The 23,271-nt window shown below is 43.4% G+C and carries 17 protein-coding genes; 2 read left to right on the forward strand and 15 right to left on the reverse strand.

Annotated elements, in window-relative coordinates:
• The first annotated feature begins 210 nt into the window (after positions 1-210).
• Positions 211-1,401, forward strand: a complete 1,191-nt coding sequence (locus Xsto_RS02615) for an amino acid aminotransferase (protein ID WP_099124012.1) — start codon at positions 211-213, stop codon at positions 1,399-1,401.
• 107 nt (positions 1,402-1,508) lie between these two features.
• On the opposite strand, the gene Xsto_RS02620 is transcribed toward Xsto_RS02615, so the two are convergent.
• From Xsto_RS02620 to cmoM, 8 genes are all read right to left on the reverse strand, one after another.
• A complete protein-coding gene (locus tag Xsto_RS02620; protein ID WP_099124013.1) occupies positions 1,509-2,141 on the reverse strand; it encodes an MBL fold metallo-hydrolase in 633 nt (210 codons plus the stop codon).
• 99 nt (positions 2,142-2,240) lie between these two features.
• Positions 2,241-2,789, reverse strand: coding sequence for a peptidoglycan L,D-endopeptidase MepK (gene mepK / locus Xsto_RS02625; RefSeq protein ID WP_099110712.1), 549 nt, complete (start codon positions 2,787-2,789; stop codon positions 2,241-2,243).
• A gap of 465 nt (positions 2,790-3,254) precedes the next feature.
• A complete protein-coding gene (gene ldtD, locus Xsto_RS02630; RefSeq protein ID WP_099124014.1) occupies positions 3,255-4,964 on the reverse strand; it encodes a L,D-transpeptidase in 1,710 nt (569 codons plus the stop codon).
• Between the two features lie 330 nt (positions 4,965-5,294).
• Positions 5,295-6,008: an acid phosphatase AphA gene (gene aphA, locus Xsto_RS02635; protein ID WP_099110710.1), complete on the reverse strand. Its 714-nt coding sequence runs from the start codon at positions 6,006-6,008 to the stop codon at positions 5,295-5,297.
• A 174-nt stretch (positions 6,009-6,182) separates the two neighbouring features.
• On the reverse strand, positions 6,183-10,640 hold the full coding sequence (mukB, locus tag Xsto_RS02640) for a chromosome partition protein MukB (RefSeq protein WP_099124015.1): 4,458 nt from the start codon (positions 10,638-10,640) through the stop codon (positions 6,183-6,185).
• Positions 10,637-11,359, reverse strand: coding sequence for a chromosome partition protein MukE (mukE, locus tag Xsto_RS02645; RefSeq protein WP_099124016.1), 723 nt, complete (start codon positions 11,357-11,359; stop codon positions 10,637-10,639). Before mukE ends, mukB begins: the two co-directional genes overlap by 4 nt.
• A complete protein-coding gene (mukF, locus tag Xsto_RS02650) occupies positions 11,340-12,662 on the reverse strand; it encodes a chromosome partition protein MukF (protein WP_099124017.1) in 1,323 nt (440 codons plus the stop codon). The genes mukE and mukF overlap by 20 nt, the downstream gene beginning before the upstream one ends.
• Positions 12,659-13,444 (reverse strand): tRNA uridine 5-oxyacetic acid(34) methyltransferase CmoM, encoded by a 786-nt coding sequence (gene cmoM, locus Xsto_RS02655; RefSeq protein ID WP_099110706.1) that lies wholly within the window; start codon positions 13,442-13,444, stop codon positions 12,659-12,661. The genes mukF and cmoM overlap by 4 nt, the downstream gene beginning before the upstream one ends.
• A 314-nt stretch (positions 13,445-13,758) precedes the next feature.
• On the opposite strand from cmoM, the gene elyC reads away from it, so the two are divergent.
• Complete coding sequence (elyC, locus tag Xsto_RS02660) at positions 13,759-14,565, forward strand: envelope biogenesis factor ElyC (protein ID WP_099124018.1); 807 nt, start codon at positions 13,759-13,761, stop codon at positions 14,563-14,565.
• A gap of 86 nt (positions 14,566-14,651) precedes the next feature.
• Here the strand turns inward: elyC and kdsB are convergent, their stop codons facing one another.
• The 7 genes from kdsB to rpsA form a co-directional block, all read right to left on the reverse strand.
• Positions 14,652-15,398 carry a 3-deoxy-manno-octulosonate cytidylyltransferase gene (gene kdsB, locus Xsto_RS02665; protein ID WP_099124019.1) on the reverse strand — a complete coding sequence of 249 codons (747 nt, stop codon included), beginning with the start codon at positions 15,396-15,398 and terminating at the stop codon, positions 14,652-14,654.
• Positions 15,399-15,401: 3 nt separating this feature from the next.
• Positions 15,402-15,581, reverse strand: coding sequence for a Trm112 family protein (locus tag Xsto_RS02670; protein WP_099110703.1), 180 nt, complete (start codon positions 15,579-15,581; stop codon positions 15,402-15,404).
• Positions 15,582-15,750: 169 nt separating this feature from the next.
• A complete protein-coding gene (gene lpxK / locus Xsto_RS02675; protein WP_099124020.1) occupies positions 15,751-16,749 on the reverse strand; it encodes a tetraacyldisaccharide 4'-kinase in 999 nt (332 codons plus the stop codon).
• On the reverse strand, positions 16,746-18,494 hold the full coding sequence (gene msbA, locus Xsto_RS02680) for a lipid A ABC transporter ATP-binding protein/permease MsbA (RefSeq protein WP_099110701.1): 1,749 nt from the start codon (positions 18,492-18,494) through the stop codon (positions 16,746-16,748). Before msbA ends, lpxK begins: the two co-directional genes overlap by 4 nt.
• 35 nt (positions 18,495-18,529) lie before the next feature.
• Positions 18,530-20,914 (reverse strand): ComEC family protein, encoded by a 2,385-nt coding sequence (locus Xsto_RS02685; protein WP_244590328.1) that lies wholly within the window; start codon positions 20,912-20,914, stop codon positions 18,530-18,532.
• Between the two features lie 202 nt (positions 20,915-21,116).
• Entirely contained in the window at positions 21,117-21,407 is a 291-nt protein-coding gene (ihfB, locus tag Xsto_RS02690) for an integration host factor subunit beta (RefSeq protein WP_099110700.1), read from the reverse strand.
• 74 nt (positions 21,408-21,481) lie between these two features.
• Entirely contained in the window at positions 21,482-23,155 is a 1,674-nt protein-coding gene (gene rpsA / locus Xsto_RS02695) for a 30S ribosomal protein S1 (RefSeq protein ID WP_099110699.1), read from the reverse strand.
• Positions 23,156-23,271: the final 116 nt, after the last annotated feature.

The raw sequence follows: 23,271 nt of genomic DNA on the forward strand, positions 1-23,271 counted from the left end.
TAAACCATTTATCTCAGAAAAGCAGCGCTCCGGCGCTGCTTTTTGCATTTCATCTCTCTGTTTTTTCAGACTCTTTTCTCCACTCCGTAAACTACTTCACAAGATTTTATTCTTTTTGCTACAAGTGGTTGGCAAATCGATTTCTTAGGGTTACCCTGAGCAGCGTATAATTTATTTCGGGCTTAACTCTCCAAATTTTGGAATAAAAAAATGTTTGAAAAAATCACAGCAGCGCCTGCCGACCCTATTCTTGGTTTAGCTGATAGCTTTAAAGCTGATCCTCGCGAAAATAAAATCAATCTGGGTATCGGTGTCTATAAAGATGAAACCGGTAAAACTCCTGTCCTGACCACCGTTAAAAAAGCAGAGAAATTCCTGCTGGAAAACGAAACTACTAAAAATTATCTGGCAATCAGCGGATTACCAGAGTTTGGTCGTGTGACTCAGGAACTGCTCTTTGGCAACACCAGTGCCATCATTACTGAAAAACGTGCCCGTACCGTACAAAGCCCAGGCGGAACAGGCGCACTGCGTACTGCCGCTGATTTTATTTCCAAGCAAACTAATGCCAAACGTGTTTGGATCAGCAACCCAACCTGGCCAAACCATAAAGGTGTTTTCTCCAGCGCAGGTTTAGAGATCCGCGAATATAACTATTACGACGCAGAAAAACACGCTCTGAATTTCGAAGGCATGCTGGCAAGTCTGTCTGAAGCACAAGCTGGTGATGTTGTTCTATTGCACGGCTGCTGCCACAACCCGACTGGTATCGACCCAACTCCTGAGCAGTGGCAGAAACTGGCAGATTTATCTGCGGCAAATGGCTGGCTGCCTGTATTCGATTTCGCTTATCAGGGTTTTGCTAAAGGTCTGGATGAAGATGCAGAAGGTCTGCGCATTTTTGCCAAAAATCATAATGAATTGATCGTTGCCAGCTCTTACTCCAAAAACTTTGGCCTGTACAATGAGCGTGTTGGTGCCTGTACTATCGTTGCAGCAGACAGCGATACCGCAGAGAAAGCATTCAGTCAGGCTAAATTTATTGTACGTACCAACTATTCTAACCCACCGGCTCACGGTGCTTCTGTTGTTACGACAATTCTGTCCAACGAAGAACTGAAAGCAGAATGGATTCAGGAACTGGCAACAATGCGTGAGCGCATTCAGCGTATGCGTCAGTTGTTCGTCAACACCTTACAAGAAAAAGGTGCAAAACAAGATTTCAGCTTCATCTGTGCGCAAAATGGTATGTTCTCATTCAGCGGCCTGACTAAAGAACAAGTTGAACGCCTGCGTGAAGAATATGCTGTTTATGCAGTCAGCTCCGGCCGTATTAACGTAGCTGGTTTAACACTGGAGAACATGGTTCCCCTGTGTGAAGCGATTGTTGCTGTACTGTAAGTTGCATTAGTACACACAATCCTATATTGATATTAAAGCCGCTGAAAAGCGGCTTTTTCTTTCCAATTATCTGTAATACTCAGAAATTCTGAGTAAAAAATTATTGGTCAGCTTTGTAAGAATGGATTCGTTTTCCGTTCATGCCCCAACGTTGACATTGGGCCATGACCCGGAATAAATTGATAATCATCCCCCAAAGCCAGAACTTTCTCTTTGATGGATTGGATCAATTCATCATGATTCCCACCCGGAAAATCTGTTCGGCCAATACTGCCTTTGAACAGCACATCTCCCATCGAGATTAATTTATCAGCATGATTGGCAAAAATAATATGCCCCGGAGTATGCCCCGGGCAATGTAAAACAGAAAGCTGAATATTACCAACTTTTACAGTATCCCCATCATCCAGCCAACGTTCAGGGGTAAAAGATGGGCATTCTTCAACGCCAAACATCTGGCATTGAACCTCTAACGCCTCTATCCAGAAAGCGTCACCTTTATGCGGCCCATGTACTGGTACATTAAAATGTTTAGCGATATCAACGGTTGCACCAACATGATCAAAATGACCATGTGTCAGCAAAACTTGGGTTAACTTTACTCCCCGCCTCTCAATCTCAGCGATCAGTTTTTCAGCCTCACCTCCCGGATCAACAATTGCAGCTTCCAGCGTTTCATCGCACCAGATCAACGTACAATTCTGCATCGCAACGGTGACAGGCATTATGTGGTATTTCATTGTATTGTTTACACTCCACAATCAGGACAAATTCTTAATATATTCGTCATCTTTCAAGCCCTTTTACGGTCCACTTGAAATATGAAAGATATAATAAGATTACCACGTCCTGACCGGGCCTGTATCAATATGAATAAAATTACTTTTTGGGTAAAACCCTACTCCACCAGCTTTCATTTTCAATGCGGCTTTACGGATATGTGATAACTCCATGCCATCAATATGAAAATCCATTGCCTGACCGCGGGTATGGTAACTGTGTTTTGCCACACCTGAACTTGCATGACGCAACATATTATTCGTCTTTAATGAACGATATCCTGAAACTAACTGAACTGGTTTATTTATTCCCATCATCATTTGTAACAGGTAAATTTGATCAAATAATTTTGGATCAATTTTCTTTGTTTCATTTTGGCGATAATCACGGAATAAATAATTCAGTCTAATAAGTTCAGATTTATTATAATGACGCCCGTCAAAAAACTCGGCTTTAATTGTTTCTCCGGTATGGAGATTATCTACCCGTAGGATCCTGGGGCGTGGTGTTGTCAGTGTGGCTAGTGCATGTTGGGGCAATAAACCTAACCCTAATGCAACCATACTTACGCCGAGCCACTTACGGCGGTTATGATCAATATTATTCATATATTGTGCTCTACTGCTTTCTCTGATTCTTAGATAGTTTCAAAAATATATTAACATTTAACACCAATCAATTAACAAAACCGCAACGAACAAAAAAGTAGCTTTTACTATTTTTGTACATTAATGTAAATTTTTTAGTTGATGTATTTATTCTGATTTACAGAATAGAGTTTTTATACCTATTCAACTTCAAGATACGCGTTATATCTCTTCGCGGCGCGGGGAGATATAAGGACTCACTTTATATTACCCGTTGTAACTTGAAGTTTATCGAGTATATTAAACTGAATTTAAATATTTATATTTAGTTAATGCAAGCTATTAATTTAGTAAATGTGCAATAACTAAAAGAAAAAATCAAAGTGTGGGAGAGATGACAGGTAAAAAAATAGCAGTGAGAATATTCCTCACTGCTAAAATATATTATTAACTTTTTCCATTTATAATTTAACAAAAATAAGAGTATTATCTGGCTACCAAAACCTGAGATATCAGTTCATATTTTTGTCTGGCATGGCTATCATATTCATAAATATCAGCACGATATTGTGGTTTTCCTTTTTCATCAACCCAGGCTGTCTGGTAATAAAGGAATACCGGGATTCTTTTCGGTATATTCACATATTTTGTTGCCCACGTTTTCAAAGAATTATTGACTTTTCCTTTATTCCAACCAGCATCACCTAATAACATATTAGCTAATTCAGGTGCTTTATTAACACGGACACACCCTGAACTGACCGCTCTCATTTCACGCTTAAATGAAGCCTGATTTGGTGTATCATGCAAATATATTGCTTCCGAATTTGGCATATTAAACTTGAATCTGCCTAATGAGTTTGTTGGGCCAGGTGCCTGCCGTATCCGGTAAGGGAAATTACCGGGAGTTATGACTCCCCAGTTAATTGAAGAAGGATCGACAACGGCTGCATCACTGCTCCAACTGGAAAATACTGTATAACCACGGCTGCGAAAATAACTGGGGTCACGCATGGCTCTCGGTGCTATATCTTTGCGGGTCATGCTGACAGGAACCGTCCAGGGAGGATTAATCACTACATTATTCAGTTCACTACTCATAATTGGTGTTTTTCGGCTTGGACGCCCAACAACGACTTTAGAACTTAATACCTCTTCGCCATTCAAATAATAAAATAATGAATAATCAGGTATATTCACTAAAATTGCGGTAGGAAGGTTATCAGGAATGATGCGCAACCGTTGCATATTCAATGCCATGATCCTTGCGCGAGTTTTCGGGGTGGTATTTAACCATATTCTTGTCGATTGCCCGATGACTCCATCAGCAGCTAAGCCGTGTAAAGACTGAAAACGCTTTACTGCTGCAACTAACTCTTTATTATAAAATTTATTCTCAGGGCTAACTATTGAAGATTCTAAAGTACCTGAACGGACCAATATATTTCTCAGCGCAATAACACTCTGGCTACTTTGCCCCGGCCTTAATGTTTCTTTCATTGAAAATTCAGACCACGGCTGTTTGTCCTTCAATTGTTTTAGCATCTCATTACGCATCTGTTCGTACATAGAATGGTTAGGTGATAATGACGAAATGTAATTGCTGAGATTATTATTCTTAACGTGCTGTTGCCACTTTTCAATTAAACTATTCGGGGGTAAATCGATTTTATATGGAGTTTTACCATATAACCATGAATCCCCTTTATTATGAATATTATTAATATAGTGAAGATAACCTAACATAGCATCAGATAGAATAATATCCCGTCCCATTTCACTTAATTCGGGTGAATTAAGTTGTATCATCCATTTACCAAATTGAGGCTGAAACCCGGCTAACGACAAATCAAGCAATTGATCTTTAAAATTTTGTATGGCAGTTTCATCCCGCCATAACGGTTTCATATTATTTACTGAATATAATCGTGATAATTGTTGATAATATATCGGTTTTACTTGTTTAGGTAATAATTCTAGTAACTGAACTTTATTTTCTTCCGGAGAACTTGATAAAGACACAGGAGCCATTTGAGTAGAAGTGACATCAGTATCTACTTTTTTTTGCCCCCATGATAATGGCTGGGCATCATTTGCTATCAATACGTTTTGTTGACTTGCAAAGGCTCCCTCTGATACTACTAAAATACTACAGATAAAAGAAACTTTTAGTAACCTTACCGTATTCTTTGCCATAAGAGTTCACCTCGCTTTTATGTATACCCCTTTTTCGTAGTGACGAGTTTACCGACTGTATTTATCAGCCATGAAACCACACATGAAATTTACTGGGTATATTTGGCTATCCAATGACTTATTCTAATTATCGGCAGACCAATGTTATCAGAAGAGAATAGTAGTAATTATATACATAATTACTTATTAAGACAGAAAGCCCCCCAATTATATCCAATTACATGAACTAAAAGAAAATTATTGTTATAATAAATTAACTTATATTAGTTATAAAAAAGAAAAGGCACTCAAAGTGCCTTTAATAATAAATAAACATGATAAATGTTTCAATTAATATTCTGAGTTAATAACGACTTCTTCTCCAAATTTTCCTGCTTTAGGTAAAGGCTGATAGGAGGAATTTGATGCTCTCAAGATACGAATACCACGAATATTTAATTCACGAGCTGCGGCAATATCAGCATCAGCATCGCCATAATAGATTTTCAGGTTATGATCTCTCATCCAACTGATTTTATTATTTTTGCCGGGATCATCTCCTGCAAAGATAACAGCATTCATTTTATCGGCTGGGATATGAAGGTCTTCTTGTAAATATTTAGTGACTGTTTCTGTTTTAGTTCTGGTACGGCCAGTAATGAAATAAATGTCATCACCGCGTTTCAGGTGCATCTGAACCAAATCGATGCCAACCTGTTTCGGCATACTGAATTTATCCCATTCATTGTTCATTTTCTCCCAAAATTCCGGGTTTTTCAGGTAGCTATTATCATTCGGCGAATATTCCAGTTGACCTCGATAAAATCCGGGACTGGAAAACAGTACTGTATCATCTATATCGAATCCCACAGACATGGGGGGTTTACTTTGCAAACTTTTTTCAATCTGCTCCACTGAAACCCAGTGTACCGCCTGACGTTGGGAAAGCTCTACTGTAGTGACCCCTGAGCTGACTTGTTCCGGTACTTGTACTTTTGCCTGAGCAGTACTACTTAAACCAACAGCAAGGGCAATTGCACTAAATGCTAACACTACTTTACGCATTGTTTTTCCTTCTTCTCATCCTGATCACAATGGGAGGGAATGATAAGCACTCTTATTTCAAGAAAATGAGATTTAATGCACATATTTCAAAACGTGATTATTATCTTCATAAATTAAAAAGCCGTCATATAATCAATGACGGCTTTAACTTACTCACTCAGAGAGAAATTATTTTCAGAATATCGCCTGAGCCTGTTCCTGCCGCTGTTCAATAGCCGGCGTTTCCTGCCCAAAGCCACGTAAACCAACAACATGCACATGTTCCTGATTATTAAAGATCTTACGTACTAATTTATACGTAGTTCCTTTCTCCGGACTGATATTTTCCGGTGCGGCAATAATCAGCTGCATCTGTAAGCGTTCACATAATTCAAACAGTGTGGCGATAGATTTCGCATCCAGACGCGCTGCTTCATCAAGGAATAGCAAACGACATGGGGAAATATCTTTACCACGCAGACGACGGGATTCCTCTTCCCAGCTCTGCACTACCATAACCAGAATCGACATCCCTGTACCAATGGCCTCACCGGTGGAAAGCGCTCCACTTTCCGCTTTTAGCCAGCCATCTGAGCCACGGTTCACCTCAACGTCTAATTCAAGGTAATTACGATAATCCAGTAATTCTTCACCAATTGTCTGAGGTAAACGCTGCCCCATATCAATTTGTGGATTTAAGCGCTGATAAAGTTTGGCCATTGCTTCTGAGAAGGTCAAACGCTGGCTATTAAACAGATCCTGATGTTGTTCCTGTTGTTCAGACAACACATCCAGTAAAACAGCGTGGCTTTCACGTATATTCACATTCAGGCGCACACCGCCTACCTGACCGAAGGAGACCATTTGTAATCCCTGATTCAGCATTCTGATACGGTTCTGCTCACGCTGAATAGTCTTACGGATGATATTAGCCACACTCTTAGAACTGATCGCCAGTTTTTGCTCACGTGCCGTTAACTCTTCGGTTAAACGCGCAAGTTCGATTTCCATCTGCTCAATCGCATCAACCGGATCATCAGTACGGATAATATCCTGACGGATCCGCTCACGCAGATGCTGATAAACAGCCACAAAGAACTGAATCTTACGCTCAGGGCGTTTTGGATCTTCAGACAGACGCAACGCATCACGTAAATGTTCATTATCTGCTACGGCAAGACGCAGGGCACCCAGTGCTTTATCCGACATTGAACGTAGTGCATCAGCATCCATGTAAGCCAGTTCACGGCGATGAAGACGGCGTTCAACACCATTATCTTTCACCATCCGCATCACAGCACACCAACCTGCTTTAGAGGATACAACCTGCTCACGTTTCTGATAATAATCACGTTCTGATTTGCGCAGTTTCTTCTGGAGGTTTTCCATTTCCGCCTCACAGAATGCGATCTGCTTCTCAAGCTGATTGACTCGGGAACGATTGGCCTGTACTGCGGCATGAAGCTGATCACGGCGTTCACGGGCACGATTTTCCGCATTAGCGTCAGCCTGTACACCGATATCTTTCATCTCCTGTTCAAGTTCTTTCAGCATATCCTGCTTGGTGTCATAAGAACTCTTCAGGGAAGCCAGAACCTGACTAAACTGAGCACTTTGTGATTGCTGCTGACGAAGTTGTTCACGGGCACGGCTGCGGTCAGATTCTGCGTGTTCAAGACGCTGACGCAATTTATCGTTCAGGTCACTATTTTCACTGAGCATTCCGGCTGAATCGCTGTAACTGAAATGCACACGGCGCTGTACAACTTCAGTCAGGGCAAACGCCTGTTGTTTGGCTTTGATTTGGCTGTGTTTCGCCATTTCATAATCCCGCTGCAATTGCTCATGCTGGCGAGGATCACTTTGTAAAACCGATACCATCGGTTCAAGTTTATTCAGGGTATTGCCGTGCTGTTGCAGGAAACGAGCCGCATCCTGTGCTTCGCTCATTTCTTCACGTACAGCTTCCACCCGATCAGTCAGGGTTTCATCCAGCAAAATCGTAATTTGTGGGATCAACCGATTGAGTACAGACAGGCTCTCTTTTACCTGAGCCAGTTTTTGTTGATTCTGTTGTGTGCGGGACTCAAATTGTGACAGCTCTCGCTCCAGCTCTGTTCTCCGCTGGTTCAGAGTACGGATTTCCAGTTCCGGATCGCTATCAAATGCCACCGACAAGTGTTTACCGACAAAACGGCTGAAGGCCTGATGTGCACGCTGGATTTTCTGCACATCAAATGAGAGTGTTGCATAACGCTCTGCCAGCGTATCACGCTCCAGACTGAGCGCTTCCAGACGATTTTCCCTTGCCGCCCGTCCGAATAAAGGGACTTCAGGATAGCGAGAATAACGCCACTGACGATCAGAGGATTTAACCAGAACAGCATTTTCCTGCTCTTCAAAATCAAACACACTGTCATCAAACGATTGTGGATCTCCTTCGATCAGGTAGAGATCTTCCGGACAGTCCTCTAATGCTTCCAGATGTGGGCGTACCAATGAAAGATCCGGTACAACAATCGCATGACGTGCTGAGCCGTAGAGCGCAGAGAAATAAGGTGCATCATCAATGGTGATGTCGTCATAAATTTCTGACAACAAAACCCCACCGAAACGTTCCGCCAGAGCCAGCAAACGGCTGTCTTCCGCCCCACTTGGCTGGCTCAGCCGTTCAATCTGTTTTTCCAGTTCACGTTTCTGTGTCGAGACATTATCACGTTCAACCGTGATTTCACGTTCCTGCTCCAGCAATTGCTGCATATATTCCGTGACATCATTGCTGTTTTCAAAATTCTCACCGCTCTGCTCGCAAAGCTGGTCCAGTGTTTCCTGTGCTGCCAGCCAGACTGGCGCACGGGCAGTCAGCGCCTGTATTTTCTGTTTAAGTTGTTCGAGTTCCTGACGCACCTGCATGCGAGATTCACCGCTTTCATTAGCAGTCAGGCTTAATTCTTCCAACTGAGCTTCTAACTCACCCTGCAACATTTCCAAATCTTCTGGCTGATATTGCTGCTGATAACGCTTACAGAATTCTTCCAGCATGCGTTCTGCATTTTGCTGGCTGTTAAGACGCTGTTCCAGCTCAGCCAACTGAATACGAAGCGGTTGAACACGCTCTGACAGATGGCGCTGAGATGACCATTCACGCAATACTTCACGGGCACTGTGCCATGCTTCACTACGGCTGACTTCACCAACAATATTTTTCACCAACTGATAAGCCTGCTCAAACTGACTATGAGCAGCATCAGCCACACTGAGTTTTTGTTCCAATGCTAACAGTGTTTCGGTTGCCTGTTGTTCTTTGGCCTGATAAGTCTCCTGCCATTCATCAGCATTCTCTGCCGATAACTCAGGAAGCTGGCAAAGCTCACGAGCTCGCTCCAGCGCTTGCAATGCCTGTTGATACTGAATAGCGCGGGTCTGCTGAACATCCAGTGCCTGCTGATAATCAGCAAGCTGGCTTTTTAATTCATCAACTTCCTGTTCTGCGGCCTCAGATGCAACTTCATATTCCGCCTGCATCTCTTTCGCTTCTTCAACGACTTCGGTCTGTTCTTCCAGTCGATAAGTCAGCTCTTCGATATCAGCCTGATAACGATCAATTTTTTCCTGCTGACGCATGGCTGTCTGAACCAGATTCAAATGATCGCTGGCTGCCTGATAATCCATTTCCAGATCAGAGGATGCGCCATTTTGTTCTGTCAGTTCCCGCGCCATTTCTACATGGCGGTATTGTTCCGTCACTAACTGCCGCCGACTGCCAAACAGTTCACTGCGTAAAGCCAGCGCTTCATCCAGATGAACGCGACGTTCATTGGCATGGCGCATATAGTCAGCAGAAACATAAGCTGTCGCTTCGGTAATAAGGTGCTTAAACAGGTCACGGTCAGATTGAGTGACGCGGATAGCTTCCAGTGTGATACGGTTTTCACGCAGAGCGGCTTCCATATCCTGGAATGCTTTTCTGACTCCGCTATTTTCTGGTAATAGGTAGTCACGCAATGAACGTGTAATCGCGCTGGAAATACCACCATACAACGATGCTTCTATCAGGCGATAAAACTTGCTGCGATCACTGGCAGAACGTAAGCGTTTCGGGATCACCCCCAAATCAAACATCAGGGCATGGTAATCAGTGATGGAATTAAATTGTTTGAACTGAACACCATCCATTTCTTCGACGCGCTCTTTCAGTTCATTCAGTGGCAGAACCCGCGCCTGACGTTCGTTGATGTTTTCAGTCAATAGTTGTGTTGGCTGTATTGAAGCAGGGGCACCCTGAATCATAAAGGGTTTAATATCAACTTTTCGGTCTCGCCCTGCAATTTGTTGTAAGCGTACACCAGCAATAATTCTCTGGTGGCGGGAATTGACCACATCCAGCGTAGAATAACAGACACCTGCCCGCAGTTTACCGTGCAGACCTTTATCACGGGAGCCACTGGTTGCACCTGCTTCCGTCGTATTACGGAAATGCAGGAGTGTTAAATCCGGAATTAATGCGGTGACAAATGCCGCCATCGTTGTAGATTTACCTGCGCCGTTACCCCCGGATAAAGTCGTTACCAGTTCATCAAGATCAAATGTTCTGGCAAAAAAACCGTTCCAGTTAACGAGTGTCAGTGAGCGAAATTTACCGCGTTCAATCATGACTGTTCATCCTCCGCACCTGTGGCTGAATCCGTTGGTGCTTCTTCGTGTTCATTACCTTCCTGCGATAAACTGCTCTCCACTGGCATTGCTTCTCCATCACGGATCATCCGTAACTGAGCTTCACGTGGATCATCACCGCTACGTACATCTGCACCGAAACGAAATACCGCTTCGGTAATCATAAATTTATTGCTGTCATTTTGTAGGAAATAGGCCATCCCCAAACGACGCAGGCGGTTCAGGGAAGTGCGTACTTTTTCCTGTAGTTTTTGTTTATCCAAATCTGAGCCAGTTGAACGCTGATTCACCAATTTCATCAGTCTGTTTTCATCAGCCAGTGACAACAGCTCTTCATGCAGTTCCTGAAAAGTGAATATTCCCTGATTAGATAAGCGCTCCGGGCTGAGATAGAGGTAACACAGAATTTTACCCACCATCATGTCCAGCTCAGATAAAACAGAGCGGGAGATCAGCGTATTTGAACGCGGCCGCAGGTAGAAAAAACCTTCTGGTGCACGGATCAATTCGACGTTATAACGCGAGTAAAATGTTTCCAGCTCTTCCTGAAAATCCATCAGAAAAGCGTGATTATCAAGATCATCCATTCCAATATGACGCCCTGAACGAAGCTGGCTGTCTAATTCTGGGAAAAGTGTGTTGGATAATGCCTGAGCCAGTTTAACTGGCATAAATTGTTCAATATGTGTCGATGACATGTGCCTGCACCTTGGCTCCGTAATCATTAATCGCTAACCATTCCGCTGGCAACCCAGAGAAATCTGCTTCTGCAACGCCCAGTCGTACTGCCTGATCCACCAGAATACGTGCAACATCAAAATGACGTTTTTGTGGATATTTGGCAAGGTAATCACGCAATACAGCGCCCAAATCCAGAGGGAGTTTAGCCTGTTGGTAAATTGCCAGTGCCTGTTCTACCATTTCCGCCAGTTGCTCGTGAATTTCATTAAATTCTTCGTATTCCATTTCTGGTGGCAATTCACCCATGACTTCTTCATTGCGTAATGTCAGTTCTTCATCACGCATATCCAGCAGACGCTCTGCACTGGCAACATTCAGCACCCACGGGTTATCAAAGTAATTCTGGATAGATTGGCGGAGACGCTGGGCAAAAATGCGGTTCTTATCCATATCAATCGCTGTCCGGATGAACTTGTGGACATGTCGGTCGTAACCGATCCAGAGATCGATGGATTGCTGTCCCCAGCTAATAATGCGGTCAAGTTTATTTTGTAGATCAAAAACCAGCTTATCCACCAGTTCAGAACCGCCACTCATCATGTTGGCATCTTGGATCCGCAGCAGATTAGCCTGTAATTTATCGCCCGCTGCCTCCAGAGTATCCTGAAGCTCCCGCAGAGTTCCGGAGGTTTCGGACAATAATTGCTCACAATTTGCTATAGCAGCCTGCCAGTCCTGATTGAGCAAGGCTGCAATATCTGATTTTACACTGTTTTGCTGCTCATCCATGATGCGCTGTGACAGATCAATACTGTCAAAAATTTCAGCCACCGAATATTTAAGAGGAGCAAATACATTGCGATGCCAGTGAAATTCATCACCACCTTCTTCAGCCGCTTCGGCCGCACGATGTAGTTCATTGGCAACAATGGAAAGCTGCATAGAAAGACGCAACGTGGAAAATTCACGCTGACGGATATAATAGTCGCTAATGCCAATGCCTAATGGGGTTAAACGATAGATAGCGCTACCATCCGCCAGTTCACTGGTAAAACGGTTAAGTAGCTTTTGCCTTACCATATCGTTAATTGCATTATTTGCCCTGACCGCCACGGCTTCTGAAGTCTGCTCAAAACCTTTACAAACTTCCCGGAAAGCATCAATCAGCTCTCCTTCGCTCATTTCGCCATCAAGACGTTCATTGTTCAGTACGGCAATTGCCATTAAAAAAGCCAACCGCTCCGGTGGCAACGAAATGGAAAAATCATTCTTTCTGGCCCAGGACACAAGTTCAGGAACAGTCTGGGAATATTCACTCATAATTCGCTCTTTAAGGTAGGCTTGCGTGCTGTCACATGAATATAGCGCCCAAGGCTAATATAAGGCTCTTGTCTACAATAACGCTGTTCAAGCTCAAGCAGCGCCGGAAAATCTGTATTTTGCAATTGGCGGCTTTGCAGGTAGTCGTGAAAGACCCTGACTCCGGTTTTACCCACTATTTCCATATTAAGTTCAGTGAGCCATTGATATACCTGTTCAGGTATTAATGGATTCTGTGGCGACAGGGAACGTTTCCGACGACGCTGAATATTTGGCGTTGCTAAATGAAAATTACCCAGAATGGCATTGCGCATAACCAACCCATTAGCATTATAAAACATTAATGAGAGCGCACCACCGGGCGTAATAATATCACCCAATATTTCTATCACATCTTTTTGATCGGTGATCCATTCCAATACCGCATGGAATAGGATTAGATCAACAGGCTGAGTAATATGTTGATGAATATCCTGTACCGGGCTCTGAATAAACTGCATCTTCTGAAGAACTCCCCGCTCTTCAGCGTTACTTTTTGCCCGTTGGATCATTTCTTCGGAAAGGTCACATAATATAACCTGATGGCCTAATTCAGCGAGCTGACAGGCCATATTCCCTTCACCGCCCCCTGCATCCAAAATACGCAAAGATCGTTGAGGCAAATGATTCAGCAATTCTTCGATATCCTGCCAGACAACGGCTTGTCTGATTTTACCTTTGGTGGTGCCGTAAATATTACGCGAAAATTTGTCTGCAATATCATCGAAATTGCGATCCCGCATGAAAAAACGCCTCATTAATAAACTAAGCTTTATGTATCTATTGATGTATTTATAGGGTCTATTCAGTATATACACTTCGTCTTTCAAGTTGCCTCTTTGTTAGCTGCGCTCACTCACCTCGGTCACATAGTTATCTATGCTCCTGGAGATGAGCTCCCTTGCCGCTGCGATGCATCTTGAAATCCATTGTGTATAGATAGTGCCTAGTGCTATTTTTACTACCGTTATTCTGGCACAGTAATCGGTAAATTCACTACTTTTACCCTTGAATTTACCCCTGTGCGGTGATAATTCAATCAGATTAAGGCCAGTTGATGCTATTTCTGCTAAAAAAATACGTTGGTGCGCTATTAATGCCGCTCCCTTTAATCATTTTAATCGCTTTCATCGCTTTATTCCTGCTGTGGTTTACCCGATGGCAAAAAACAGGGAAAACAATTCTTTCACTAAGCTGGCTTACCCTGCTTTTATTGAGTTTACAGCCTGTTGCAGATAACTTACTACTCCCTGTCGAAGGAAAATATACTCAACGTTACGAGCCAGATGCGATACACGCATCTGCGGTAAAATACATTGTTGTTCTTGGCGGCGGCTTCACTTATAACCCCAAATGGGCACCCAGTGCCAACCTTATCAGCAATAGCCTGCCCAGAGTAACCGAAGGTATTCGCTTATACCGTCTTAACCCCGGCGCTAAAATGATTTTTACCGGTGGTAAGGGGGTTAATTCAATCAGCAGTGCTGAAATCGCGGCTATGGTAGCACAATCACTGGGGGTTCCTGTAGCTGACACGATAGCATTAAAAAATCCGCTGGATACAGAGGAAGAAGCAGCCGAAGTCGAAAAGATTATTGGTCAGCAACCTTTTATTCTGGTTACATCCGCAAACCATATGGCCCGTTCACTGAAATTCTTTGAACAACGTGGTATGCACCCTATTCCCGGCCCGGCAAATCAGCTAGCAGTCACAACGCCACTGTATAACTGGGAAAAATATATTCCGTCACCTTATTATTTTTCTCACACGGAGCGAGCATGGTATGAAACTCTGGGTAGTATCTGGCAGGCAATTAAACCTTCCGGTACAGATAAAAATGAAAAGAGTGAGAGTAGGAATTAATTATACGGGTTGTTGCTGAGTAGCCAGAAAAAATTAGGCGAACTTAATCGCCTAATTGCTATTACTCTGTTTTGTTATTTTTTGTATCAGGCCGCAAAAGTTTTTCTGACTGCTTCCAAATCTTCCGGTGTGTCGACTCCAGCTCCCGGAGCCTGTAATGCTTTCGCTACATGAATTTTTTCCCCATACCAAAGTACTCGCAGTTGTTCAAGCATTTCGATATTTTCCAGTGGGCTGGGTTCCCACTGCACATAGCGGCGTATAAACCCGGCTCTGTATGCATAAATCCCAATATGACGCAGGAAATTATCCCCGATAGTCTCTTTGGAGTACATAAAACGATCCCGTTCCCACGGAATAGTTGCACGAGAAAAATAGAGAGCATAACCCTGAGCATCCATAACCACTTTTACGGCATTCGGATTAAATGCTTCTTCTGCATTCTGGATCTGAACTGCGAGTGTTGCCATACCTGCATCACTCCCTGCCAGATTATCAGCAACCTGCTTGATGATTTGCTCAGGAATAAGTGGCTCATCGCCCTGAACATTGACAATAATTTCATCATCAGCGAATTGGTATTTATCAATAACCTCTGCCAGACGCTCTGTGCCTGAATGATGATTTTCACTGGTCATACAGGCTTCACCACCCGCAGCAGTGACTGCATCAAAAACAGCCTGATTATCTGTGGCTACAATCACGCGACCGGCACCGGAACGGATAGCACGCTCCATAACCCGCACAATCATCGGCTTACCATGAATATCAGCCAACGGCTTTCCGGGCAGGCGGGATGAAGCAAAACGTGCGGGGATAATGACTGTAAACATAAATTATTTCTTTTCCTCTGTTGGTAAAGCACGTGCTTCATGCTCCAGCAGCACAGGAATACCATCACGGAAAGGAAAAGCGAGACGGTCAATTTTACAAATCAGCTCAAAGTTTTCTTTATCGTAACTGAGTTTGCCATGACATACCGGACAAGCGATGATTTCGAGTAAACGGTGATCCATACATCCCCCAAATGACGGGTTTTTGAAGTTTAATGTGGCTCAGAATACCACAAGCGATGTATCACCGTTAACTCTGTTGTTTTATTTAATATTTGCCTGACGTTACGGCGTTATCGGCAATATTCTGAGCTTCATGAAATAAAAGACACAAATCCGAGAATAACTGCCGTTATGTTTTTCCCTTTATCGGCTGAGGGATTAAGCCACAAATTTCATCCAGAAACTTTTCCTCCTGAGCTTCCGGAAAGTAAGCTGATACCGGTAAATACCACCAATTATCCTGCGCAAACCAAGCACATTTGACAGCATCTTTTTCCGTCATCAGTAAATTCTGCCCAGTATTGGTTAAAGCTAATAGCTGTACCTTTTCATAAGCCTGATGATCAGCAAATGCATGTGTCGCCTGCAAATCTACGCCTAATTGCTGCAATGCAGCAAAAAAACGAGGTGGATGACCAATCCCCGCCATTGCAACGGCATTGGGAATACCGCTGATTTTTCGCTTTTCTCCGGTCAGGAGATTAACGGCCATTTCTCCTTTTAACGTCATCGGTAATTCACCGGTTTCTGCTGTTCCACCGTTAACGATAATGGTATTTACGGTATTTAAGCGCCCTGAAAGCTCCCGCATCGGCCCTGCAGGTAACCAATAACCATTACCGAAACGGCGAGCACCATCAATCACAACGATTTCATAATCACGCTGTAAAGCATAATGCTGGAGACCATCATCTGTGATAACAATATCAAGGGAAGAATGCTTCAATAGTTTTTTGACTGCATCAATACGTTTTGGCGCAACTGCAACTGGGGCACCTGTGCGACGATGAATTAAAACCGGCTCATCACCTGCCTGACCAGTAGTTACCTCATCCGTTACCAGCAAAGGGTAGTGTTCAGATTTCCCGCCATAACCACGGGAAACAACACCTACCCTATAACCTTTCTGCTGTAAATGTTCCACCAGCCAGATAACTACCGGTGTTTTTCCATTGCCTCCGGCAGTTAAATTACCGACGATGACAACAGGAACGGAGGCTTTCCATGAACGGAATAACCCTGACTTATAGCCCAGCTTACGTAAGCCACTCACCAGCCCATAAAGGGCTGATAGTGGTAATAACAGGATATAGAGCCATGAACGACCCGACCAAATGTGCTCAATCATAGGCCAAACTGCATTCGATGAAGCTGAGCATATGCACCATTTTTCTCCAACAGAACGGTATGATTGCCTCTCTCAATAATATTGCCATCTTCAATAACAATAATTTCATCAGCACTTTCAATAGTAGAGAGGCGGTGTGCAATTACCAGAGAAGTTCTGTTTTTCTGCAATTCATCCAGTGCAGCCTGAATCGCGCGTTCAGATTCCGTATCCAGTGCCGAAGTTGCCTCATCCAAAATCAAGATAGGAGAATCACGCAGTAAAGCACGGGCAATGGCAATACGCTGACGTTGCCCACCAGAAAGCAGAACGCCATTCTCGCCAATCATAGTATCAAGGCCGTTATCCAGTTTCTTGATAAAGTCCATTGCGTAAGCCATTTCTGCCGCACGTTCAATTTCTTCACGACTGAACTGTCCTTCGCTGGCATAAGCTATGTTGTTAGCCACGGTATCATTGAACAAATGTACGTTTTGCGATACCAGCGCTATCTGATTACGTAAAGAAGATAATGTATACTCACGTAAATCATGACCATCCAGCGAAATACTTCCTTCACTGACGTCATAAAAACGGGTCAGGAGATTGGCAATTGTTGATTTACCCGAACCAGAACGACCGACCAAAGCAATAGTTTTGCCTGCCGGAATTTCCATAGAAATATTTTTCAGCGCAGGATTATCTTTGGTTGGATAACAGAAAGTCACATCACGGAATTCAAGATCACCTTTCGCTTTTTTAATTTCACGCTTTCCGTCATCTTTTTCCTGCTCCATATCCAGAATAGTGAATAACGTCTGGCAGGCTGCCATACCACGCTGGAATTGTGCATTAACGTTAGTCAGTGATTTCAGCGGGCGCATTAAAGCAATCATGGATGAGAATACAACTGTAATTTTACCCGCAGTCAGTGCGCCCATAATTTCCGGAAAGCTGGCAGCGTACAGGATAAATGCCAGAGCAAATGAAGCGATAAGCTGGATAATAGGATCTGAAACCGAATCAGCGGAAACCATTTTCATTCCCTGCTGACGCATATGATTACTGACTTTATTAAAGCGCTGAGTTTCAACTTTCTGACCGCCAAAGATTAAAACCTCTTTGTGGCCTTTCAGCATTTGTTCTGCGCTGGTTGTCACCATTCCCATACTGTTTTGCATATTTTTACTGATACGACGAAAACGTACAGAAACCAGACGAATAACTCCCGCAACAATCGGAGCAATAACAATCAGGATCAAAGACAGTTCCCAACTGTAATAAAACATCAGTGCAAAAAGGCCGATAATTGATGCCCCTTCCCTGACAACAGTCACCAGCGCACCGGAGGAGGAAGATGCAACCTGCTCTGAATCATAGGTAATACGGGAAAGTAGCGTCCCCGTAGATTGCTGGTCAAAAAAAGCGACTGGCATGCCCATCATATGGTTGAACAAACGACGGCGCATCTGCATCACAACTTTACCGGAAACCCAGGAGATACAATAACTTGATACAAACCCAGATATGCCACGCATAAGCATCAGCCCGATAACCACCAGTGGCATCCATTTCAATACACTCATGTCTGCCTTGCCAAATCCCTCATCAAGTAAAGGCTTTAACAAAGAAAGCATCAATGTATCACCGGCAGCATTTATAACTAGCGCAACCGCCGCAACTAACAATCCGGCCTTAAATGGTGTGATGATCGGCCATAGTCGGCGAAAGGTCTGCCAGGTAGAAAGGTCTTTATCATTCATTATTGAGTTACCAAAACCAAAAGAAATAGCGGCTTATTCTACTCATGATCACCGCGAATACCAAACCACTGATGATACCACCGTGACATTAACTGTTGTCGGTATCTTTCTAATTTAATGTGACCATGATAAACATAACCAGTAATCTGGCCTGAAACTGCTGTGCTATTCCATTGAATTTCTGAATTTTTATAGCGGTCCTTTACTTTTATTGAAGGAAGTTTCCAAGGACTATAGCGTGCCACTGAAGTTAAAGCATATTCAGGCCTGACTCTACGTATAAATGCCGCTGTAGAGGAAGTATTGCTCCCATGATGGGGAACCTGTAAGACAGTCGAATTAAGATTTTCCTTTTCAAGCCTGATCAACTGATATTCTGCCTGTTTCTCCAAATCACCTGTTAATAATAAACTATACTGTCCATCATCAATGCGGATAACACAAGATTGATTATTACCCACATTTTCTGCCTTTTCCGGTGGCCAGAGAACCCGAAAAGTTAATCCCTGCCATTCCCATTGTTCACCACGAACACAGGGTAAATGTTCTGATTTACTGGAAGGGCTGCGAATATGAATATCCGGATTTTTTTTATGCAGGTACTCCATTCCTCCCGCATGATCCAGATGATCATGGCTCAGGATAATTTGTTCAGGCGTTAGTTGATGCCAACGCAGGTAAGGCTGGATAACTTTTTCCGCCATACTCCCCGTCTCCCAGCGGTTTCCTGTATCGAATAAAATCGCCTTTCCTCCTTTATCAATAACAATAGCCAAACCATGACCAACATCCAACATGGAAAAACGCCATAGGTATCCATCATCACGCTTAAAATAACAGAACGTCATTCCGGCAAAAGCACATAACAGCCCGATATATGATTTCCACCAGCCAAAACGCCAGATAACAACGGACATCCAGCCGGCAAAAGTGATGAAGAAAGGAATATGGCCTGTTTCAGTCCATGAATGAACAAACGCAGGCAAGGGCATTAAAGCAAACGAAATAGTGTAATCAACCCATTGCCAGAAAAATGGCTGAATAAACTGGTCAAAAGGTAATAAGACACTCAATAATATCAACATAATCAGCGGAACTGTCAGAAAAGAGATTATCGGGACAGCCCATAAATTCGCGATTAATGATGCAATATTGATCCCCTGAAATAGCAAGAGTTGTAACGGCATTAACATTAGCATCATTCCCGATTGCATATGTAATCCACGCAACCAGACCCAGCGCCATCCATAACGGATCCTTTCAGGCAAAGGCATCCAATGAAACCAGAATAACAGTGCTACAACTGCAAAGAATGAAAGCCAAAAACTGTCAGAGAGAATTGCCAGTGGGTCAAAAAGCAAAATCAGCGCAGCACTCCATAAAACCCACTGCCATGAAAAACAAAAATGATTCCTGCAACGTAAATAAATCCAGACTGTTAACCCTAGCATTGCCCGGATAGCAGGAAGCCCCCAGCCGGAAAGCCATCCATATAACATTGCAGTTAGCCATCCGACAAGAAGCGGGAAACGAAATCCAACCCACGGTGCGGGAAGCAAGAACTGAATTCCTCTGGCAAAAGCCCAGCCAAATAAACTCGCTATCGCAACATGTAACCCTGAAATCGCCATCAAATGCGCAATTCCCGTTTGCTGTAACAATAATCGAGTTTGTTTCTCCAACCATGCTCTTTCACCAAATGTAAGTGCAAGAGCAATACCAGAATGTTTCAAAGAGTGTATTTCCGGGATCAGTTTATAGATTAATCTCTGCCTTACACTACAAGTATCATCCAATAAATTCGCTTTAGTAATTTTGCCATTAAGCGGCTGGCGGATTGATAGAGCATAACGTTGGCTATCATAACCTCCTTGATTTAATTGGGCATGAACAGCTCTGAGTTTCATTGTGACCAACCATTTTTGGCCTGCACAAAGTGGTTTGGGGAAATTTTGCGGTATTGAAGGAGCCCATAAAACTGAGGCATATAAAGCAGGAAAAATATATTTTCCATCACTCTCAATTAACCTAACCCTATAACGCGGCTTCTCATCTCTATCTGTTTCGCTTAATGACACACTGTCAACCATAATAACTGCTGATCTTGTCACATCGCTAAAATAGGTTATTTGATCCAGAATTTGGTGACCATTCCAACACCCCCAAAGTAACCCCCATAATATCAGCGAAATAAGTCGGCCTAATTTATAAGAAATCAGCCATAAAACAATTGCTGCTACGGATAAGAAAAATCTTTCTCGTGGTTGAGGTAATTCTGGAAGTAATAAAAGAGGGAACATTCCCAATACAACTGTTATAGCTGCTTGGTTTAGGCTGATAATAGATAATGGTTTTCTCCAGATAGAAAAGAGTGGAGAAAAAAGAAACTGAAGAGCCTGCTGCATCCGTATCGGTCCCTGCATTTAAATTCCATTTATGCGGAAAGGCTATTCGAAGATAAGCAATACGGCCAGTCAGATAAAGTTTATTTTGGAAACACTTCGCAAGTTAATTTCAAATGAAAGAACATACATGAAGAAGGTGAGAGAGTAATCGCAAAAACAAAAAATAATAAAAAAGAACGGCACCCTAAGGTGCCGTAGCAATTAAGTAATAACTTTTATCTTAGCTGTCGCCATAGATATTCACGCGGTCGCGTAATTCTTTACCTGGCTTAAAGTGAGGAACGTATTTACCGTCCAATTCCACTTTATCACCTGTTTTTGGATTACGACCCACACGCGGAGCTCGGTAGTGAAGAGAAAAGCTGCCGAACCCGCGAACTTCAATACGTTCACCGGAGGCCAGAGTTTCTGCCATATGATCAAGCATTTCTTTCACTGCATCTTCAACGGCTTTAGCCGGCATATGAGATTGTTGCTCAGCAAGTCTTTCAATTAATTCAGACTTGGTCATGGTACCTCCCTAAACTACCGTGTTCGGGTAATATCATCGTAACCGAAAATATTACCCGCCGTTATTGACTTAGATTATTCGCCTTTAGCTGCTTTGAAAGCTTCAGCCATTGCGTTGTTAGCAAAGTTTGCGTCTTCTTGCTTGTTCACAGAAGCGATAGCGTCTTTTTCATCAGCTTCGTCTTTCGCACGAACAGACAGGTTGATTACGCGGTTTTTGCGATCAACACCAACGTATTTAGCTTCAACTGCATCGCCAACGTTCAGAACTTGAGTTGCATCTTCAACGCGGTCACGAGAAGCTTCTGATGCACGCAGGTAACCTTCAACACCGTCAGCTAATTCAACTGTAGCACCTTTTGCATCAACAGCAGTTACTTTACCGTTAACAATAGCACCTTTCTTGTTTACAGACAGGTAGTTATTGAATGGATCTTCTGCCAGTTGCTTAATGCCCAGAGAGATACGCTCACGCTCTGCATCTACTTGCAGAACTACAGCAGCAATTTCGTCGCCTTTTTTGTATTCACGAACTGCTTCTTCGCCTGCAACGTTCCAGGAGATGTCAGACAGGTGAACCAGACCGTCGATGCCGCCGTCCAGACCGATGAAGATACCGAAGTCAGTGATTGACTTGATTTTACCTTCAACACGATCATTTTTGTTGTGAGTTTCAGCAAATTGCTGCCAAGGGTTGGATTTACACTGTTTCAGACCCAGGGAGATACGACGACGTTCTTCATCGATATCCAGAACCATAACTTCCACAACATCACCAACGTTAACAACTTTGGATGGGTGGATGTTTTTGTTAGTCCAGTCCATTTCTGAAACGTGTACCAGACCTTCAACGCCTTCTTCGATTTCAACGAAGCAGCCGTAGTCAGTCAGATTAGTTACGCGACCAGTCAGTCGAGTACTTTCTGGGTAACGCTTAGCGATTGCTACCCATGGATCTTCACCCAGTTGTTTCAGACCCAGAGATACGCGAGTACGCTCACGGTCGAACTTCAGTACTTTAACTGTGATTTCATCGCCCACATTGACGATTTCGCTTGGGTGTTTAACACGCTTCCAAGCCATATCAGTAATGTGCAGCAGGCCATCAACGCCGCCCAGATCAACGAATGCACCGTAGTCAGTCAGGTTCTTAACGATACCTTTAACTTCCATGCCTTCTTGCAGGTTTTCCAGCAGCTGATCACGCTCTGCACTGTTTTCAGATTCGATAACAGCACGACGGGAAACAACTACGTTATTGCGTTTCTGATCCAGCTTGATGACTTTGAACTCAAGCTCTTTGCCTTCAAGGTGAGCAGTATCGCGAACTGGACGAACGTCAACCAGTGAACCTGGCAGGAACGCACGGATGCCGTTCAGTTCTACAGTGAAGCCGCCTTTTACTTTACCGTTGATAATACCAGTAACAGTTTCAGCTTCTTCGTATGCTTTTTCCAGCATCAGCCATGCTTCATGACGTTTCGCTTTTTCACGGGACAGGATAGTCTCACCGAAACCATCTTCTACCGCATCCAGAGCTACGTCGATTTCATCGCCAACCTGGATTTCCAGCTCGCCCTGAGCGTTTTTGAATTGCTCTACAGGAATCGCAGATTCTGATTTCAGGCCTGCGTCGACCAATACAACGTCTTTATCGATAGCAACTACAACACCACGTACGATTGCACCTGGGCGAGTTTCGATAGTCTGTAGGGATTCTTCAAAGAGTTGAGCAAAAGATTCTGTCATTTTAATGATCTTCAAGGTTTTAAATTAACGTCCATCTAGCATCCGGCCGAATGGGGTTGTTTTACATACCTCGCAACTATTCCCTGTTACAAGGTGTTTTAGTATGCCAGCATATT

Origin of the sequence: Xenorhabdus stockiae, assembly GCF_002632825.1 — a bacterium.
Taxonomy (GTDB): Bacteria; Pseudomonadota; Gammaproteobacteria; order Enterobacterales; family Enterobacteriaceae; genus Xenorhabdus; species Xenorhabdus stockiae.